General features: G+C 59.6%; 10 protein-coding genes. 3 read left to right on the forward strand and 7 right to left on the reverse strand.

The features are described 5' to 3' along the window. Positions 1 to 70: 70 nt before the first annotated feature. Positions 71 to 1270, reverse strand: a complete 1200-nt coding sequence (locus EO136_RS11660) for an IS256 family transposase (protein WP_127143937.1) — start codon at positions 1268 to 1270, stop codon at positions 71 to 73. Between the two features lie 68 nt (positions 1271 to 1338). Beyond that, complete coding sequence (locus EO136_RS19125; protein WP_425466606.1) at positions 1339 to 1716, reverse strand: Crp/Fnr family transcriptional regulator; 378 nt, start codon at positions 1714 to 1716, stop codon at positions 1339 to 1341. Positions 1717 to 2118: 402 nt separating this feature from the next. On the opposite strand from EO136_RS19125, the gene rnk reads away from it, so the two are divergent. Next, positions 2119 to 2535: a nucleoside diphosphate kinase regulator gene (gene rnk, locus EO136_RS11665; protein WP_127144596.1), complete on the forward strand. Its 417-nt coding sequence runs from the start codon at positions 2119 to 2121 to the stop codon at positions 2533 to 2535. Between the two features lie 120 nt (positions 2536 to 2655). Continuing rightward, positions 2656 to 4005 (forward strand): NADP-specific glutamate dehydrogenase, encoded by a 1350-nt coding sequence (gene gdhA / locus EO136_RS11670; protein WP_127144597.1) that lies wholly within the window; start codon positions 2656 to 2658, stop codon positions 4003 to 4005. Between the two features lie 278 nt (positions 4006 to 4283). Here gdhA and EO136_RS11675 read toward each other — a convergent pair whose 3' ends face one another. From EO136_RS11675 to EO136_RS11685, 3 genes are all read right to left on the reverse strand, one after another. Then, positions 4284 to 5288 (reverse strand): sensor domain-containing diguanylate cyclase, encoded by a 1005-nt coding sequence (locus tag EO136_RS11675; protein WP_127144598.1) that lies wholly within the window; start codon positions 5286 to 5288, stop codon positions 4284 to 4286. Positions 5289 to 5435: 147 nt separating this feature from the next. After that, on the reverse strand, positions 5436 to 8018 hold the full coding sequence (locus EO136_RS11680) for an EAL domain-containing protein (protein WP_127144599.1): 2583 nt from the start codon (positions 8016 to 8018) through the stop codon (positions 5436 to 5438). 3304 nt (positions 8019 to 11322) lie between these two features. Then, complete coding sequence (locus EO136_RS11685) at positions 11323 to 11658, reverse strand: hypothetical protein (protein ID WP_127144600.1); 336 nt, start codon at positions 11656 to 11658, stop codon at positions 11323 to 11325. A 620-nt stretch (positions 11659 to 12278) separates the two neighbouring features. On the opposite strand from EO136_RS11685, the gene EO136_RS11690 reads away from it, so the two are divergent. Beyond that, on the forward strand, positions 12279 to 15392 hold the full coding sequence (locus EO136_RS11690; RefSeq protein WP_164730555.1) for an autotransporter outer membrane beta-barrel domain-containing protein: 3114 nt from the start codon (positions 12279 to 12281) through the stop codon (positions 15390 to 15392). A gap of 98 nt (positions 15393 to 15490) precedes the next feature. On the opposite strand, the gene EO136_RS19175 is transcribed toward EO136_RS11690, so the two are convergent. Both EO136_RS19175 and EO136_RS11700 read right to left on the reverse strand, forming a co-directional pair. Next, the gene (locus EO136_RS19175; RefSeq protein ID WP_484237553.1) at positions 15491 to 15655 is read right to left on the reverse strand and encodes a PLDc N-terminal domain-containing protein; all 165 of its coding nucleotides are present in this window, start codon (positions 15653 to 15655) and stop codon (positions 15491 to 15493) included. A gap of 834 nt (positions 15656 to 16489) precedes the next feature. After that, complete coding sequence (locus tag EO136_RS11700) at positions 16490 to 17665, reverse strand: hypothetical protein (RefSeq protein ID WP_127144603.1); 1176 nt, start codon at positions 17663 to 17665, stop codon at positions 16490 to 16492. Positions 17666 to 17784 lie beyond the last annotated feature (119 nt).

Consider the following 17784-nt stretch of genomic DNA (forward strand, 5'->3'; position numbering starts at 1 on the left):
GATGGTGTCCCCTGGCGTGGTGTAGGTTGGTTTGGGCCGCCACGCATTTCCCGGCACTGCCGGTGTCGGATCAGCCGGCCAGGGGCGGCAGGCTGATGAGGGGATCATCGCTCATCTGGCTCATTGTTTCCAGTGTCATGTAGCGGGCGCGCTGGACGGCCCACTCATCGTTCTGTTCGAGCAGTAACGCGCCCACGAGGCGCACGATGGCGTCATCATTGGGAAAGATGCCCACGACATCGGTGCGCCGCTTGATTTCGCCGTTGAGACGCTCGATTGGGTTCGTGCTGTGCAATTTGGTCCGGTGTTCGCGTGGGAACGACATGTAGGCCAGAACATCAGGCTCGGCCTCATCGAGCAGGGTGGCCAGCTTGGGCACCTTGGGTCGGATCTGATCGGCGACGGCGCGCCATTGCGCACTGGCCGCCTTTGGTGTTTCCTGCGCAAAGGCCGTGGCGATGAAGGCAGAGACGACACGGCGCCCGCTCTTTCCGGCATGGGCAAGAACGTTGCGCATGAAGTGAACCCGGCATCGTTGCCAAGTGGCGCACAACACCTTGCTGACGGCCGCCTTGATCCCTTCGTGCGCATCGGAGATCACGAGCTTGACCCCACGTAGCCCCCGCCGGGTCAGCTTGCGCAGAAACGCTGTCCAGATCGGCTCGGCTTCCGAGGTCCCGATCTCCATGCCCAGAACCTCACGCCTGCCATCACTGTTGACGCCGATGGCGATAATGGCGGCGACCGAGACGATACGCCCACCGCGGCGCACCTTGAGGTAAGTGGCATCAATCCACAGATAGGGCCAGTCACCCTCGATGGGGCGATCGAGGAAGGCTTTGACCTTATCGTCGATCTCTTCGCACAGCCGGCTCACCTGACTTTTGGAGATGCCGCCCATCCCCATGGCCTTGACCAGATCATCGACTGATCGGGTGGAAATGCCCTGGATGTAAGCTTCCTGGATAACTGCGGTTAGAGCCTTCTCGGCCATGCGGCGCGGCTCCAGGAAGGTTGGGAAATAGGACCCTGTCCTCAGCTTGGGAATGCGCAGCTCGACAGTGCCGGCGCGTGTCTCCCAGTCTCTGTCGCGATACCCATTGCGCTGGGCCAGGCGATCGGAGCTCTTCGCTCCATAACCAGCGCCTGTGGCAGCGCCCACTTCCATCTCCATCAGGCGTTCAGCGGCAAAGCCGATCATCTCACGCAAAATATCGGCGTCGGGGGTCTGTTCGACCAGAGCGCGAAGGTTCATCATATCGGTGGTCATCGGTGGTCCTTTCGGATTGTGGCTTCAACAACCCGACATTACCGGAAAACCGCCGGTGACCACTCTCCTCAGAACCTACACCACCTCCAGGGACACCATCTACGACAGATTTCTATGTCAGAAGCTGCGGTCACTGTCAGGGAGCTCTGGCCAGCAAATATTTGGCCCACAAAGTCTGAGGGGAACTGCAAACCAACAATCTGTTGTCGTCCATCTTCCAGCATTCTGGACAATTTGATCACCCCGTCGCGCACACTCGCATAGGAATGCGTGTCTTGCCTTTCGCCCGCCAGCATCGTGCCCGCCTTGAGCGTGAACGTTTGCGCGTGCTTTGAAAGGGCAAGCATCTGCCTCTGATCCAATGTGCTGCACATGCCGTTATGCAAGGCAGGGCATTCTCGGCAGGACTGAGGTAGAATGAGCGGCGCCTGTAACGTTGGGGACATCGTTCACCTCCTTGCACAAGGTAGGTGACCCAGCCGTCCATGGATCGGCGCTGAAGTTCGGACCATGAACATGTTGCGCTCAATAGCGCCTAACCGTCAATTTTCTGACGAAAACTAAATGGCCGCTGCCCTGGTGCCTGGCACCTAAGGCATTGCGCAATTGTCACGGCTTGACTTCGCGCTGGAAGAGCATAGCTATATGCGCATGGACCAACGAGCTCAAATAGCGCTGATGCGCATCCGCAAGGCACATCCCGTAACGGGACGGTAGCCCGAAGCTTGGTCTGGCCTCCCAAGCTTCGGGAAGCGCGCTCGTATTCTGGTAGCGCGTAGGCGCCAAATCTTCACAACAACATTTCTCTTCGAACCAGCCCTAACCGGCGGGCCAGATGGTGCGCGTCCATGAACAACTCAGCAATAAGAATCTCAAAGCTTCCAGATCTCGTCATCGGCCAAACCGACCATTCGCGTTTGACCGCCTTAGCCAATGCGGTAACTGGCCCTATGGAGGGCGCGGCTGAACGCCTCGCCTCGGAGCTGGACAGAGCAACGATTGTGGATCAACGCAACGTGCCGAGCGATGTTGTCACGATGGGGTCTGTCGCTTCGTTCACCACCACTGATGGTTTCAATCGCACATTCGAACTCGTCTATCCTGGTGAAAGCGATATTTCGGCCGGAAAGGTGTCTATCCTGACGCCGGTTGGGATGGCACTTATCGGGATGCGGGAGGGACAATCTATTCCCTGGACGGCTCGAGACGGACGCGAGCTTTCGCTTGCCTTGATGCGCGTTCGGTCGCAGCCCGCTCCCAGCTAGTATAATTAGCATCGCGGGCAATAATCGGCCTGCCAGGCCAAGCCTATACTCCTGCAAAAAGTTCGCTTGGTCCCACGCTTTAACGCCCCTGGCTCCTACAGCAAAGTTCAAGGATAACGGATGACGACGACCGACGACGCACTTGGTCCCATCTACTCTCAGGTGGTTCACCGCAACCCGGGGGAATCCGAATATCATCAGGCTGTGAAGGAGGTGTTCGACAGCCTCGGACGTGTCATCGCGAAACAGCCCCACTATGGACAGAGCGCATTGATCGAGCGCCTATGCGAGCCAGAACGTCAGGTTATCTTCCGGGTTCCATGGCTGGATGATCAGGGCAATGTTCAGATCAACAGAGGCTTTCGGGTGCAGTTCAACTCGGCGCTCGGACCCTACAAAGGTGGACTACGATTCCATCCCAGCGTCAATTTGGGTATAGTAAAATTTCTCGGTTTCGAGCAGGTCTTCAAGAATGCACTCACTGGGATGCCGATTGGAGGAGGCAAAGGTGGAGCCGATTTCGACCCCAAGGGTCGCGCTGATATGGAGATCATGCGGTTTTGCCAGTCCTATATGACGGAACTATCTCGCCACGTCGGAGAATATACTGACGTTCCTGCGGGTGATATTGGTGTTGGCCAGCGCGAAATCGGCTACATGTTCGGTCAATATAAGCGCATGACTAATCGCTACGAGTCAGGCGTTCTGACTGGAAAGGGCCTGAACTGGGGGGGCTCTCGGGTCCGCCGCGAAGCGACAGGATACGGAACTGTCTATTTTCTTGCCGAAATGCTCAAGACAAAGGGACTGGCACTGGATGGCCGTAAAGCTGTCGTATCAGGCTCGGGCAACGTCGCTATCTACACAATCGAGAAAGTCCAGCAACTCGGAGGGCGGGTAGTGGCCTGCTCAGATTCTGATGGCTTTGTCGTGGATAATGACGGGATCGACTTGAATCTGCTTAAGGAGATCAAGGAAGGGCGACGCGGCCGCATTGCGAAGTATGCCGAACTCAAAGGAAACGGGGCGCATTTCAGCTCCGGCGGAACCATTTGGGATGTGGCATGTGATATAGCTTTGCCTTGTGCCACCCAGAATGAGCTCACAGGCCGTGACGCCAAGTTGCTGATGCAAAATGGCGTTCTTGCTGTCTGTGAGGGCGCGAATATGCCGTGCACGCCTGAGGCGGTCCGGATGTTCGCGGAGGCGGAAATTCTGTTTGCTCCCGGAAAAGCCAGCAATGCAGGTGGCGTAACGACGAGTGCGCTAGAGATGCAGCAAAACGCCTCACGCGATTCGTGGACGTTCGAGCAGACCGATGCCAAGCTCGCGGCGATAATGAAAGACATCCACGACTACTGTGCGGCAACGGCTGATGAGTATGGGCTTCCAGGGAACTATGTGGCCGGGGCGAATATTGGGGGGTTCGTTCGCGTGGCAGATGCGATGTCCGCCCTAGGCGTAATTTGAGTTCCGATGGTGGCGAAACTGTTATCGACGTCGCAAGGGCCTGGGCTCGCGACCGCCTGGGAAGGCAATGCAATCACAGCCTCTGTCCTATATCACAGAGTGGTTGCACGGCGGCGGATAGCAAGGAGGCCATCGAGTGGTAGTCCACTTCGAACACAGCCATCCCATCTGGCAGATACGTTGATCGAGGGTTGCAACAAGATCGGGTGCAGCTTAGTCGAACCACGCTTGATCGTCGTGCTTGGCGTGATCCAAGAGCGGCAGTGCGCGTCTGGTCCTTATGTGTTCGGTATTGCTTGGCTGGGTTGGCTAACTTCGAAGACCACACGATTGCGCCCCCTGCCCTTTGCGGTGTAGAGGGCCTTATCAGCGGTCGACAGCAGGGCCGGCATGGATTGGTGGTGCTCGTCAAACACGGCCATTCCGATGCTGGCCGTCACCTTGAACGTGCGCCCGTCACATTCGATCGTGGCGCTCTCAACCGCGGCTCTCAGCCGGCGGGCGATGTGGAGGGCCTGGTCGGCATCCACTCCGGGGAGGATCACACAGAATTCCTCGCCGCCGTATCGCCCCACATAGTCGGACTTTCGCAAGGCACGCTCCAGGACCTGACCGATAGTTTCCAGGACCGCGTCGCCCACGAAGTGGCCATGCTCGTCGTTGATCGTCTTGAAGTGGTCCAGATCCACCATGAGCACGGCTAGCTCGCGTCCGTGGAGCTTCGCGTCCTCGATCTCATGGCTGGCGACCTTGAGAATGGTGGGGCGATTGAGCACGCCGGTCAGCGTATCGATTGTCGCCAGCTTGCGCAGCTCGAGCTGCTGGATGGCCAGGGCCGCTAACTGCTCGAGGCTCGCCAGCTGCTCTGCGGTGATCGACCTGGGTGTGGAGTCAAATACACACAGCGCCCCGAGCGGATATGCATCTGCTGTTGTCAGTGGAACGCCAGCATAAAAACGGATCTTGGGATCGTTCACGACATATGGATTGCCGATGAAGCGGGGATCGAGCGTGGCATCGGGAACCACCATCGGCTGATCCGTCCGGATAGTGTGGGTGCAGAATGAGGAATCCCGTGGTGCCTCTGCCTCCTCGATGCCACACCGCGAAATCAGAAACTGCCGGTCCCGGTCAATGAGCGAGATGGCCGCCGACTCGGACCCGAGAAGCGTCTGGGCAAGCTTGACGACGCGATCGAGATCCTGGTCCGATGCCGCGTCAAGCAGCCCGTGCCGGCGCAGGGCAGCGATGCGTTCGTCTTCAAAGTTGCGGGTGCTGGTCATAGTGTGCCTCCGCTTCCAGATTGTGCGGGTTGTCGATGATGGAAAGTTGGCGCCGTCATGGGCCCTGTCCGACCAGAGCAATTTGGGCTCTCGTGAACGTTTGCCATTCGGTCAATCGACCTCGAGCGCGCGATGTGCTCCTGAATGCTACTGTAAGAGGGACGTGCGCTTCGACGCGAAATTCTGGCTACGGGGGTCCAAGTCGCAGGAAGGGTGGCCGTCCAGGTAGTTCGCGACATCACCAGCGCACATCGGTCGGCCAAACAGGTAGCCTTGGCCATAGTCGCAGCCCCATGACGCCAGAAGCAGGGCTTCCGCCTGAGTCTCGACGCCTTCGGCCACTGTTGCAAGCCCCATCGTCTTGGCCAGCCCGATCATTGCGCGCACGATCTCGCTCCCTTTTTGTCCGCTGCGCATGCCCGAAATGAACGACCTGTCGATTTTCATCTCATCGACCGGCAGAGTCTGCAGATGGACGAGCGATGCATAGCCGGTCCCGAAATCATCGAGCGAAAACGAGATCCCTTGGCCCCTCAAGTCTTCGAGGCGTTGGCAGATGACCTCTTCGAGCTCGTCGAGCAGGACCCTCTCGGTAATCTCGAGCTTGACGCTGTCGCGAGCGAGCTTGTGCTGATCTAGCAGGGTGATCAACCTGCCGCTGAAACCGGGATTGACGATGTTCTCTGTAGCAAGGTTGATTGAGACTTGGCCGAAGGGCACGCCATCAGCTGACCATCTCACCATCTGATCTACGACCAGTTCGACCATACGCAAGCCGATCGCATCACCCAGACGCGGATCATCGAGCGCCGAACGCACCGCGATTGGCGAGAGAAGGCCCTCCTCAGGATGACGTATGCGCAGCAGCGCTTCCCAGCCACGGGTCTGGTGGGTGCGCAAGGACAAGATGGGCTGGAAATAGGGCTCTATCCATCCTTCGCGCAACGCAGCCCGCGCCAGCTCAAACTCCTCTGATCGCCGGGTAGCCACGCTGCGGATTCTGGGATCGAAGAGTTTAACCGATCCTTTGGCCAAGGACTTTGCCGCGTAGAGTGCGAGATCGGCGCGCTTGAACACTTCATCGGCATGTTCGTCGGGGCTGCCCAAGGCGCACCCGATGCTGGCTCTGCTCGATCTCGCCTTCTTGTTGCCCTTCATGCGGGCCTCAAGGAGCGTCTCGATCTTACGTGCCCGGGCAAAAAGGCACTGGTCGCTGATGACCAATCTGGAGATGATCGCGAACTCATCGCCACCCAATCGGAAGACTTGCTCTCCCGGTTCTGTGACTGACAACAGGTGGCGACCAAACAGTCGCAGGACGGCATCGCCCGTCAGGTGACCGTGGCGATCATTGATGAGCTTGAAATCGTCCATATCCAGGACCATCAAGCCCAGCGGCTCGGACGCACTGGCTAACGCAGCACGGAGCTCGTTCACGAACTGCCGGCGATTTGGCAGGCCGGTCAGGTCATCCTGGTAGGCTTGGTGCCTGAGTTTCTCTTCGGCGAGGTAACGTTCGTGGATGTCGTCTGCCGCTCCATACCAGCGGATGATCTGGCCTTGATCGTCCTTGCGCGCCCGAGCGTGGGCCTTGATCCAGCGATAAGTGCCATCCGCCAGCCGGATCCGGTAAGTGGTCTCGAACTGCTCCCCTGTGGCGACGGCGTGTGCCCATCTTTCCTTCGTCGGCTCGACATCTTCCGGGTGGAGCGAAGTCAGCCAGCCATCGCCCAAAGCCTCACCTTCTTCCACATCCGTGGTTTCAAGCCACTTTCCCGACACCGTCAATATTTTGCCTTTTGGATCCGCTGTCCAGGGGATCTGGGGGTTGAGCTCAACTGTATAACGATAGTGTTCTTCGCTCTCGCGCAGCGCCTCAAGCATTCGCGCGCGCTCAATGGCAACTGCTGCCAGCCTGCGCAGCCGATCCATCTCCCGCTTCTCGCCACCTGAAGGTTCGCGCTTGCCATGGAAGTAGAACCCGAATGAGGCAATCACTCTGCCTTGGGAGTCAAAAACGGGTTTCGACCAGCATGCACGATAGCCGAGGGCCAGCATCGGGTCGCGCCAGCCTTCCCAAAGAGGATCGGTGGCGATGTCGGAGCTGATGACGTCGCGCTTTTCATGAACGGCCGTTCCACACGACCCTGCGCGGGCGTCGATCCGGATTGATGCGATGCCATTATACGTGTCCTTGGGAAATTTAGGCGCGACGCCGGTCGAAAAGTGCTCCCCGTCTTGATCGACGAGCAGGATGCTGCATGTCGCGCCGGGAAGTTGCTTTTCGGCTGAGCGGCAGAGCTCGACGAGCACATCTTCAAGTGCCGCGCCGAACAGAACAAGATCGAGAATCCGGTTGTGGGCCGCGTCGCGTGCCTCGCTGATCAACCATTCATGGGCATCGATCGCGCAGCCGATCCATCTGTCATCGCCCACATGGCGGGCACTGAGCAGATGGCGGTGATAAACGCCGTCGTGCCGACGCACGCGGATTTCGGTCTGGATCTCCGGTTGGTCTGCGCCGTTGAGGGGAAGCTGGGCGCGAAACGCGGCGACGTCGGCCGGGTGGATGGCGTCCAGCCACCCGTGTCCGAGACCCGCCTCGGGTGCCATGCCTGTGAACGCTCGCCAGCGCTGATTGTTGTATTCCACCATGCCTTTGGAATCGGAAACCCACACGATGCCCGGGACGGCTCGCGTCAGTGTCTCAAATAGCGCATCATCGGTCATGGCTTGCTCTCAGCTGGACAGCCTATGCCCAAACATTAGGCACAGGCGGGTTAACCGGCAATTGAGATATCTTCCCGAATTGACACGTCCCAGGCACTCGCCAATGGGCTGCAAGCGTTTCTCTTGGTTCTTGAGCCTGAAACAACAGATGATTGTTCATCGGTTGTTCAGGAGAGCGAGACGACATTATATTCTTTGGAGGAGGAATAGACATGAACACCACCCGCATATTTTCCAGAATTGCGCTCGGCGCAGTCGTTGCCGCGGCCATGGCAACGCCGGCATGGGCCGCGATCTACAGAGTCAACTTCGCCGGAAAGGTAGTGGAGGTCGACTGCCCGGAGAGCCCTGCAGGCCATTCGCTGACCTGGGTCAACCAGAACTGCACTGCGGTGATGGTCAGCCCTGGTGGAACTGGAGTTTCACCACTCGACGCTGCTCCATCGGGAGCCCAGCCCGCAGGCTCAAGCAGGCCCGTAGAACGGGACGCCCCCGCCAGAGGCCCGAACAACACACGCAACTAGCGCTTGGCAACCGGCCAAGCGTAGGGGCCGACGACGAGCCGAGTGGTGGGCAACGTCGTCGGCCGCACACGATAGGATGTCCGATCGCCTGGCTGGCACCCCTCCGAACAGTGGGTGCAGCGAGCCAACGACTGTCCGATCCTGTGGTAGCAGGAGGGCCCCATGAACGCGAAACCACCCTTGTTGTCCTTGCCATGTCCGTGATCGTCGGCTTTCCCGCTTGGGCGTAGTGAACAACGCTGGCAAAATGGGCCAATACGGCCACGTCTTCCGCCCTGGCCCGTTTCATCGGCGCCGGGCCTACTGGCTGGACAGCGCTGTGCTGCACTGGCGGATCGACTCCGCGAAAGGTCACGTGCAACTCGCCGACATTGCATCGATGCGCCTTAACCTCGCTGAGGGCACAGGGTCGGCGGCCCGCTGCGTGCTGGTCGAGAAGTCGGGTCGTGTCCACAGGCTCTGCGACCGCTACTGGCCGATATGGGCGAAGGAGGAGCGCCTTTACTTGGGGCGGCTGCAGCAGCGAAACGCAACCTTACGAAACCTGACCTCAACCCTCGGCCGCCGCCTGAGAAAGGCAAACCCGGACGCTGTCCTGGAGACGGGGCCGAGCCGAGGCGAATGGACAGCAACCTGCCTTGTGGCCCTCTTCGGAGTCACAGTCATCGTCGCGGGTGCCGTCCTCATGGCTGTGCAGGGCCAAATCTCCTGTCCCGCTGTCGCCTTCATGGCGCTTGTCGCTGTTTTTCTCCCCATGCTCTGGCCCGTCATCCGATCTGGTGGCCCGAAACCCCTCGACCACGACGCCCTTCGTGACGCTAAGCCACAGCCTGACCGGGTCACCGGGTGAGCGATCGGGGGGCTTCGTGATGATCGTGGCGTCAGACGATCTCCATGCGACTATCCATCTTCCTGGTAGCAGGGCAGCAAGAAGTTCAGCGGTGCCGAAAGGGGCCCCTTTCAGCCCGGGCTCGAACGTCATCAAGGCCCAGGCCGACGGAACGTTCGGCTCCGTTGATCTGCGCTCCGCCCGACTGGCCATGCTAAGTGGCAGGGGATGGTGCGGCGTTGCGGGATGGCTACAGGCATGACGGAGCCGGCTGCGCTTTCAGTCGCGGCCGGCAGTGCATTGACGGCCATGTCGAACGCGTTGGACACAGCTCAGCCGATGATGCCGGAAAGGCTGCGGCACGTCTTCCTGTTGATGCTGAGCACGGCGGTCTCCTGCTGCCCGAGCGCCCTTGCCGCAATGTGACAGGAAGCGCATGCCTGTTGCACAATTATGGTGCATCAGTGCACATCGATAGTGCATTTGGCCTCGCTCCAGCACCGACATCCTCATTCCGGCCCCGTGGTTCGAGCGCCAATGCCGCACGCTTCCGGCAATATTGGTGCCAATGGCGCACCAATGCACAGAAATGCACCACTTTTCCGCGATTTCCGATTTTTGCCCGATCCTGCTTGACGGAGTGCGATGAGGGTGATGGCAAGGACGGATCCGAACCATGCTCGAGGACGAGACGATGTCGGTATGCAGTGTCTTGATCGAAACGTGTTTCCTGGCGACAGGATCCTGTGCCGACCATGAACGAACGCTAGGCCGATCACGGGCTGAGGGGAGATCTGGCGCCCCGCTCAACTGCTTGCCTCGGTGAGCGTGCGACCTGAGGTCCGGATGGGCAAAAGGTGTGCACCCGGCCGAGCTGAAGGTCTTCGGTAGATAGATAGAGCTACGACACAATCACGAATCAATCCGACATCGCCGAAATGCTCGTCGAGGCGCTCCGGACGTCTGTCGTGGCCCAACTTGGGAACAGGCCGGCCACCTGTAAGGCGCCGGACGCAGACTGAGGGCCCGCTCGATGCGGGCCACTGCACGGCCTCGACGCCACGAACTACATGGTCCTGTCCGAGGCAAGTTGCTGAGCCGGAGCCGTATTCAGAGCGAGTGCGTCAAGGCGCCGAGAGCGCTCTCGTTCCGGTCCGCGGCGACGGCTCAACCCGAAAAAACTTATAAATAACTATACTACTCTAAAGGAGGTGATGAGTTCTTGATGAGCGAGGCAAGGATAGAGCCGCTTCCGGGCACTCGACGCGGAGATCCGCTCCTGGCCTGGAGAGCCCTGAATGCTGCTCCGGAAATGAAGGCCCCGGCCCCCCTGATCTGGTAAACCTCATCGTTACACGACCGCCCGCCGCGTCCGGTCCGGCTCGAACGCGCGGCGCTCGCCTCGACGTGCCCCAGCTGTGGTCGACCGTGCCACGGTGCCAAATGATCAGATCCACTGCCGGCGAACCGATCTGCCGTGCCGACGCTGCCGGGCGACGGGCCTGCCTTCGAACAGGTGCATCTGCAGTTGCCGCTCGCGGTCAAGCGTCCGAACGCTTCTGGAGCGCGCCGAGAATCCACAGAAATGACTCCTGGCGACCGAAAGGGCAGCGCGAGGGCCCTTGGGTAGCACTCGGCCCGCTTCGGCCGCCACGGAGTCTCGGTCGCGATCGTCGCCGGCATCTGCCCCGGAAGGGGCATCGCACTTCGCAGGCCCTGGTGCTCGGGCGTGCGATCGTCATGGACCATCATGCGATCAGTGAGAACCATCCCGAATCCGACCAAAGCGTCTTGCATGCACCGTTGAAGGAAATTCGCCACGGAAACGGCGGCGCTGAATCGATCACAATGGTCCAGAGCGGCGGCCTTTGGATGGCACTCCGCCTGTCATAAGGCCAGCATCGCGCGTGCTCCCTATAGAGCCGCCTAGGAGTGGCTCAACGATTGTCGTTCAGAAAGTCTGCGAGTCTTCAAAGCACCCACTATCTGGCACAGAAGCTTGGATAACAGAAACGGCTTTGCTGGGCTCCGGACATGGATCTGCTCCCGGCCGGCCCAGTTTGCTATCGATGAACTTGCGCGGGTTGGGCGCGGAGGTGCACGAGACATAGGTGTTGCCGTTGCGGTCCGTGAAGGTGGTCGTCACCTTGCCCGGCACCGTGCACTCCATGGTCGTGGGATCCACGCCATTGGGGTTGTAGCCCATGGGCACGGTGATCTCGACGGCCGAGGCCGAGCCCGCAGCGCCGATCGCGATGATGGTCGCGAATGTCACAAGTCGTTTCATGATTATCCTCCAGGTTGAAATGAGGCGAAACGACCGGCCCGCATGCCAAGGCTGGCGGCACCAAAGCCGTCCCCGTCGTCATCGCCAGCGTCAATCTTGAAGCAACCCTCGAGCCACGGCAACCCGAGGCGCATCGGTTGTCATCTGTTCGGCACCCATCGGGTTCAAGTTCGATCGAAGCGTAACAGGGCGCAACCGGTCCAGCCGGTCAGCCTCTAGGGTTATCAAGCCAATAGCCGGCTGGACCCAGTCCTCCCACTAGCACATGGCGGAAGCGCTGCTTTGATCTCAGTAGAGACCGTCATTCTACTCGTAACAAAGCGCAGGAAATTACCCCGTCCGGCTGCTTAGAGGCGCATATACTGCAATGGAGACTTAACAGAGAGTTTAGATTCAAATTTTATCATGGCATGGAAATTTGGGCTCGCTGCAGCCAATTTGGGGGAAGAATGTCGGGAATTCGTTTTTTATCAAGGGATTGCTCTGCCTTCGTTCAGCGTGGCCAAGGCTGCAGCATTCAAGGCCGCGACCGAAGGCATTGGCTTGCGACGGTATCGGCGTGGCCATTGATCCTTGGCGCTGTGGTCGTGGGCGGACCGGCCTCCGCCGAGCCCTTAATAGTGACAGAGCCTGGACAAACAATCGCTACCGATAGCGGCATTTCCAACATCATCGTTGAATCTGAGGGAGCTCTGGGAATCGTCGACGTCGACTTGGATCGAGAATTTGCGGGCGATTTGGTCCTCGTCGACGGGGGGCACCTCAGTATCGATGGTGGCTCATTCGACAACCAATCCTCTGCCAGTGGTAGTAACACGTTGGCGGTCCGAGACGGCGGCACAGCCGTTGGCAATAATACGAGCCTTACGCATTCTGGCGCCCATTCGAGCCTAGGCAATTCTGGGGCTGCCGTTTTAGCCGCGTCCGGTGGCAGTGCAATCCTGAACGACAGCATCATCTCCACAACCGGAAACTGGAGCTTCGGCGTTCGGGCGTCTGGGGCGGATAGCACGGTCAGCTTGAGCGGTGGGGAGGTGAACACGATTGCCCTGCGCGCCTATGCTCTGTTTGCGGACGGAGAAGGTGCCTCAATTGACGCATCTGACACATCAATACAGACGCAGGGCGAGCGCGGCTACGGAGCATACGCAACTAGTGGCGGCCAGGTCGATCTCACAGATGTGTCGATCGAAACCGACGGCTTTATGGCCTATGGCTTATACGCGGCGAACAGTGACAGCGTTATCAACGCCACCAACGTCGACATCACGACCGATGGCCGGGTCGGCGACGCTGTTTGGGCCTATGACGGAGGGGTGGTGAACCTCAATGGCGGCTCGATCGTGGTGAACGGCGGCCCTTCAACCGGCGGAGGCGGGGAGTTGTCCAACGGGCTGGTCTCGGTTGACGGCGGGATCATCAATGCCGACGGGGTAAGCATCACGAAACATGGCGAGAGCGGATGGGGTCTTCTAGCCGGCGCGACAGTGGGCGGGACGCCAGTCAGCGGAGCAATCACATTCAGCAACGGGTCGGTCCTCACGACCGGTGAGGGCGCTTCAGTGGCCCAAGTGAACTACGATAGCAGTCTGGCCATCACCGGCTCGAGCCTCACCTCGCAGCAGGGCTATGGTTTTTCACTTACCGATAGCGGCTCGGTCACGCTGCTCGATACGACGCTGGCCTCACAGAACTCGTCTTTTTCTTCGCGGTTTACTCGGGCCAATCAGCTTCAATCAATCATCATTGGGAGCGGGACTGTCATCAACGAAGCCAGCAACGGCCTGTTGCTTGAGGTGAGTCGTGGTGAAGGCGGCGAAGACGGAACCGTGACCCTCACGCTGGGGACCGGGTCCACCAGTGCCGGTGACATAGTCGATCGGGACTATGAAGAGGATGCGAGCTTCGGTGATGTCGATGGCGAAGGGTGGACCGACGTTATACTGCAGGCCGGAGCGAATTGGATAGGTCAAGCCATCGTCCGCAACTTCTTCGACTTTAGTGGCGGCGATGTCGGGTTCGCCGACGGTAGCACGCTCGGATCTCTCCAAGCCAATGGCTCGAGTTATACCTTCGGTGATGGTATGCAGGTTGTTTCCAGCGTCAATCTCGCCAATGGCAGCTCAACGACCGGGGGGTCGATCGGAAATCCGATTTCCGTCGGCGGCAGTGTGACAGTTGATGGGTCTTCGACACTCGGCGGCAATTGGTCGATCGAAGGTGATTTCACCTCGAGTGGCACGACATCCGCTGGCAATTCCATCGGCGAGGTATACGTCGGTGGCGATACGACGTTCCAATCTGATCATGTGCTCATCACCGAGCTGACGAACGAACCAGACAATGATCGATTGATTTCTGATGGCACGGTTACCCTTGGAGGGACTGCGGTCTTCTCTATCCTCGACGGCGTCGAGTTCGGCCATGCCTATGACTTTTTGAGAGGCAACGAGATTGATGGCTCGTTCGATGCGGTCGTTTACGATCGGGACTATGTTTTCCTCGCCGCGCCGTCGTTATTGAGTGAAACGGACGACGGCGATGACCTGCGCACCGTCACGATTGAGCGCAAGGCGTTGACCATTGCCGATGGTGCAGCATCCGGCAATCAACGGGCCATCGCCGAGGCACTCGACGGGCTGAGCGCAGACGATTCCGACAATGACAACACCAATGCGGTGCTGAACTCGATCCTCGTTTCCGACAGTTTCGACGCGGTCCGCGCAAGCCTGGATGGGCTCTCGGGCGAGGTTCACGCTTCGATCCTTGGTGCCTTGGCTCACAATGGGCCGTCCCTGGCCGGGGTCGCGGTGGACCGACTCCGCCATGCGCCGGATAGAGATACCGCGCCCGTGATTATGTCCTACGCCCCAATGTCCGGGGAGCTCGGACAGCCTTACGGCGCTAATGCCGGACCCAGCATCTGGGGTCACATCAGCGGAACCGACCGCTCGAGCGATGCCGAAAATGGGATTGCTGCAACCGATGCCGACACCGTGCAGTTGCTGATTGGCGCTGAATCACTGCTCGATGCAGGCTGGACGGTCGGCGGCTTCCTCGGCTACAGCACAACCAGTCTCGATATACCCGACAGGGCGTCCACGGCCCGGTCCGAAGGCTTCCAGGCCGGCGTCTACGGCGGCACTGAATGGGACGATTTCACCTTCAGGCTCGGTGCCAGCTACACTGGAAACAGTGTTTCGACGACGCGCGAAGTTCTCGTGGGGCTCGACACACAGACGCTTGAAGCCGACTACGGAGTTCACGGTGGCCATGTCTTCGGCGAGATCGGTCACAGGTTCTACCTGTCTGGTGCGGTTCTCGAGCCCTTCGTTCGCCTCGAGCATACGCATCTGTCCTCAGGCAGCTACGCCGAGTCGGGGGGCGATGCAGCGCTTGCAGGCTCTGGGGACGCATTGAATGCTACCTTTGCCACGCTGGGAGCCCACGCCTCGACATCGGTTGACGTCGGAAATGGGATGATTGCGGATCTTGAAGCTCTCATCGGGTATCGCCATGCGCTGCACGTATCAGGTAGCGGGGCCACTCACGGCTTTGAGGGAAGCGAAGTGTTCGCGATCGAAGGGAACGCTTCGCAATCTGCTGTCCTCGTTGGCGCAGGTGTGTCCTTGGATCTAACCGAGGCGGCCTCGGTCGACGCGAGCTATGCGGGCGAGTTCGGAGAGAACTCACGCTCGCATACTCTGAAAGCGGGGCTCTCGGTCAGCTTCTGACTGTATCGGCGGGATGGTGAATGGCTCCGCCATCTCGCCGGCGCTAGCCTCCGAGGTCGGGCTCTCAACCTGTCCGTCCTCGGGGCACAACTCATTGCCTATGATCGTCTTTTGGCCCTTGTCCTGACAAGAGGTAGGGCCGGGCCGAGAATAGGCATGAAGACCACCAAGAGGCCCCATAGCCACTTCGGACCGATCATCTGTTCTCTGATCGTCAGATCGCGCATGGCGATCGCGAGGAAAATGAAATGAACGAGCGCCACGACCCCGAAGATGTCGAACGCGTTGTCACCCAAGAGTTAGAATGGCCCCCGCATCGTATCGCTCCTCCCCTCGCCCCCTCGTCGTCCGGCAGGCATTCCAGGGCGTCCGATCTCAGTTGCCGTCCAGTCTCGCTTGATCAGCCCAAAGCACGTCGTCGCCGGATCATACTCGGTCGCATCGAGTATGCGCGGCGGCGGGGTCTGGGTTCAAGTTGCATGTCCGCTCAGCATGGATGGTGGCTTTCGCGGAATCACTCTCGATTATCGCCAGCACCCGAGCGATCGAGGTCGATTTCGCCCTTCCGGGAATTCGTCATCAACTCTACTCGAAATGATCACAGCGCGAGCCGCGCAGCCATGAGCCTGCCCCGAGCCGACCGGAGGGGATAGGCAAGGCTGCATCCCCATCGGTGCGTGGAGCCGTCGGGTGGCGGCTCCCTCGAGGGGATCGTCGTTGGCGGGAGCGGAGTTCATACCTGCCGGCTCATCTGCCGGAGCGCGCGATATGGATTAGGACTTGCGTGACGATCGCGCACGAGTTGCCAGACATACAGTCCGAGCGAAGTCCTAGATAATTCAGCGTCCATCGATGCGGATCACGGCAGTTGCCCCTGAAGCCCGGAAGTCATCCACCTCTATTTCAAGGACAGGCCGCCGGTCGCGCACAGCCCGAGCGCTCAAAGGGGATGGGAAGCGCGAGCGGCGAGCCACTACAACAATTTTCCACTGAGCTTCTGCTCGTAGCAGTGAAGGTCCACCGGCTGAAGCGGCAGCGATGGTGATAAGTCCAGGACACCAAGTCTCTCGGCTCTAATAACTCGCCACACCTGAGCCCTACCCCTGCCATCTCTCCCCCAGATGCCTTAACGCTGCTTCCACGCGCTTCATCAAGGACCGGTATGACACGTTGGTGCCTGTCGATCCGGCTCCGACGCGCCCAGCCCACACCACCTTCCGTTTCTGGCTCCTGGCCTCGCTCAGCAGACTTCCATGCCAGTGGGTCCGAAAATCCTTCCGCGCCACGTCCATAGCTCTCACTCCGAGCATACCCGTGCGCAGGAACTTCTCGACCCGTAGAGCCTCTCGCTTTCGAGCGACCGCGTCGAAAGAACCACGGTCGAGTTTCGTTGCGGTCGGTGTCGTTATCAGCTGGAAGTTGAAGTAGCGCCTCTGAAGCTCGCTCGTCTTGAAACCACGCAGATCCTCGAGTGCTACAAGGCCGAGCTTCCGGAGCATGGGCTGCTTGATGGTTGTTTCGATGCGAGTGCGCCTCTGGTTCTCCGGCAGGTGTTCGAAGGTGCCCTTTGCAGGGGTCTGCCGGTCGAGCACCTTATCCATGATCCGCCAGCGCTCCACACCGTTTCTGCGGCCGGTGTAATATGTCCAGTCGGTCAGTGCAGCGAAGTCGTAGTCGCCAACCAAATCCCATTGATTTCCGGGGCCGTGGCGGGATACCGGCCCCAGCGTGCGCTTCGTCTGCGTGCCATGGATTCTAGGCCGCGCAAGGCGATCTCCTAGGTCGATTTCTGGGGCGTGGTGCCGAACCAGTATCCCAAACATGCGGTCGCGGGCCTCAACAGATGGTGTGTGCGGTCGAAAGTCGACAGCCACCTCGATAGCCTCAATCATTGCTGGATGGGACATGCCCCACCTGTCGGACAAGGCACATCTGACACGCTCGAGCAGTTCGATACTCGGCTCCTGGATCCGCAGAACGAATTCCTGCGCTGTTGTGACGGCGGGGTCGATGGGCTCTACATGGACCGAAATGCCTACTGTCCGGAAAATCTGGTCGTTGATCCAACGTGCCTGCGTTGCGGTGTCGACGTGGAATACGAGATCCACCCAGTCAACGACCGCAGCCACTCGATAGAGGGAGAGATCCACGATCGGCGAGAGAGCGAGCCTGCCCCGCAAACGCGGCTGAACGCCGGCCGAGACGAGCTCGTAATCCAGGCGAGCGCGTGGCCGGCCTTTGGCCGCTGCCTTGAGGTCGATCGAGTAATTCATGCTGGCTCGCGGGGAGAATCTCGTGGCTGGCGTTGCTCACTTCCGGCGTCGGCCTACGCCAACCTGCGAATCGCAACGAACCCACAATACCCCCAGTGAATCCTGGCCGCTACGCGCGA

This window comes from Pelagibacterium montanilacus, from assembly GCF_003992665.1.
Lineage (GTDB): Bacteria > Pseudomonadota > Alphaproteobacteria > Rhizobiales > Devosiaceae > Pelagibacterium > Pelagibacterium montanilacus.

Excerpts from the sequence above, each read along its gene's own strand:
- EO136_RS19125 (WP_425466606.1), bottom strand. The coding sequence starts at position 1,716 with ATGTCCCCAACGTTACAGGCGCCGCTCATTCTACCTCAGTCCTGCCGA.
- EO136_RS11660 (WP_127143937.1), bottom strand. The coding sequence starts at position 1,270 with ATGACCACCGATATGATGAACCTTCGCGCTCTGGTCGAACAGACCCCC.
- EO136_RS11680 (WP_127144599.1), bottom strand. The coding sequence starts at position 8,018 with ATGACCGATGATGCGCTATTTGAGACACTGACGCGAGCCGTCCCGGGC.
- gdhA (WP_127144597.1), top strand. The coding sequence starts at position 2,656 with ATGACGACGACCGACGACGCACTTGGTCCCATCTACTCTCAGGTGGTT.
- EO136_RS11700 (WP_127144603.1), bottom strand. The coding sequence starts at position 17,665 with ATGAATTACTCGATCGACCTCAAGGCAGCGGCCAAAGGCCGGCCACGC.
- rnk (WP_127144596.1), top strand. The coding sequence starts at position 2,119 with ATGAACAACTCAGCAATAAGAATCTCAAAGCTTCCAGATCTCGTCATC.
- EO136_RS11685 (WP_127144600.1), bottom strand. The coding sequence starts at position 11,658 with ATGAAACGACTTGTGACATTCGCGACCATCATCGCGATCGGCGCTGCG.
- EO136_RS11675 (WP_127144598.1), bottom strand. The coding sequence starts at position 5,288 with ATGACCAGCACCCGCAACTTTGAAGACGAACGCATCGCTGCCCTGCGC.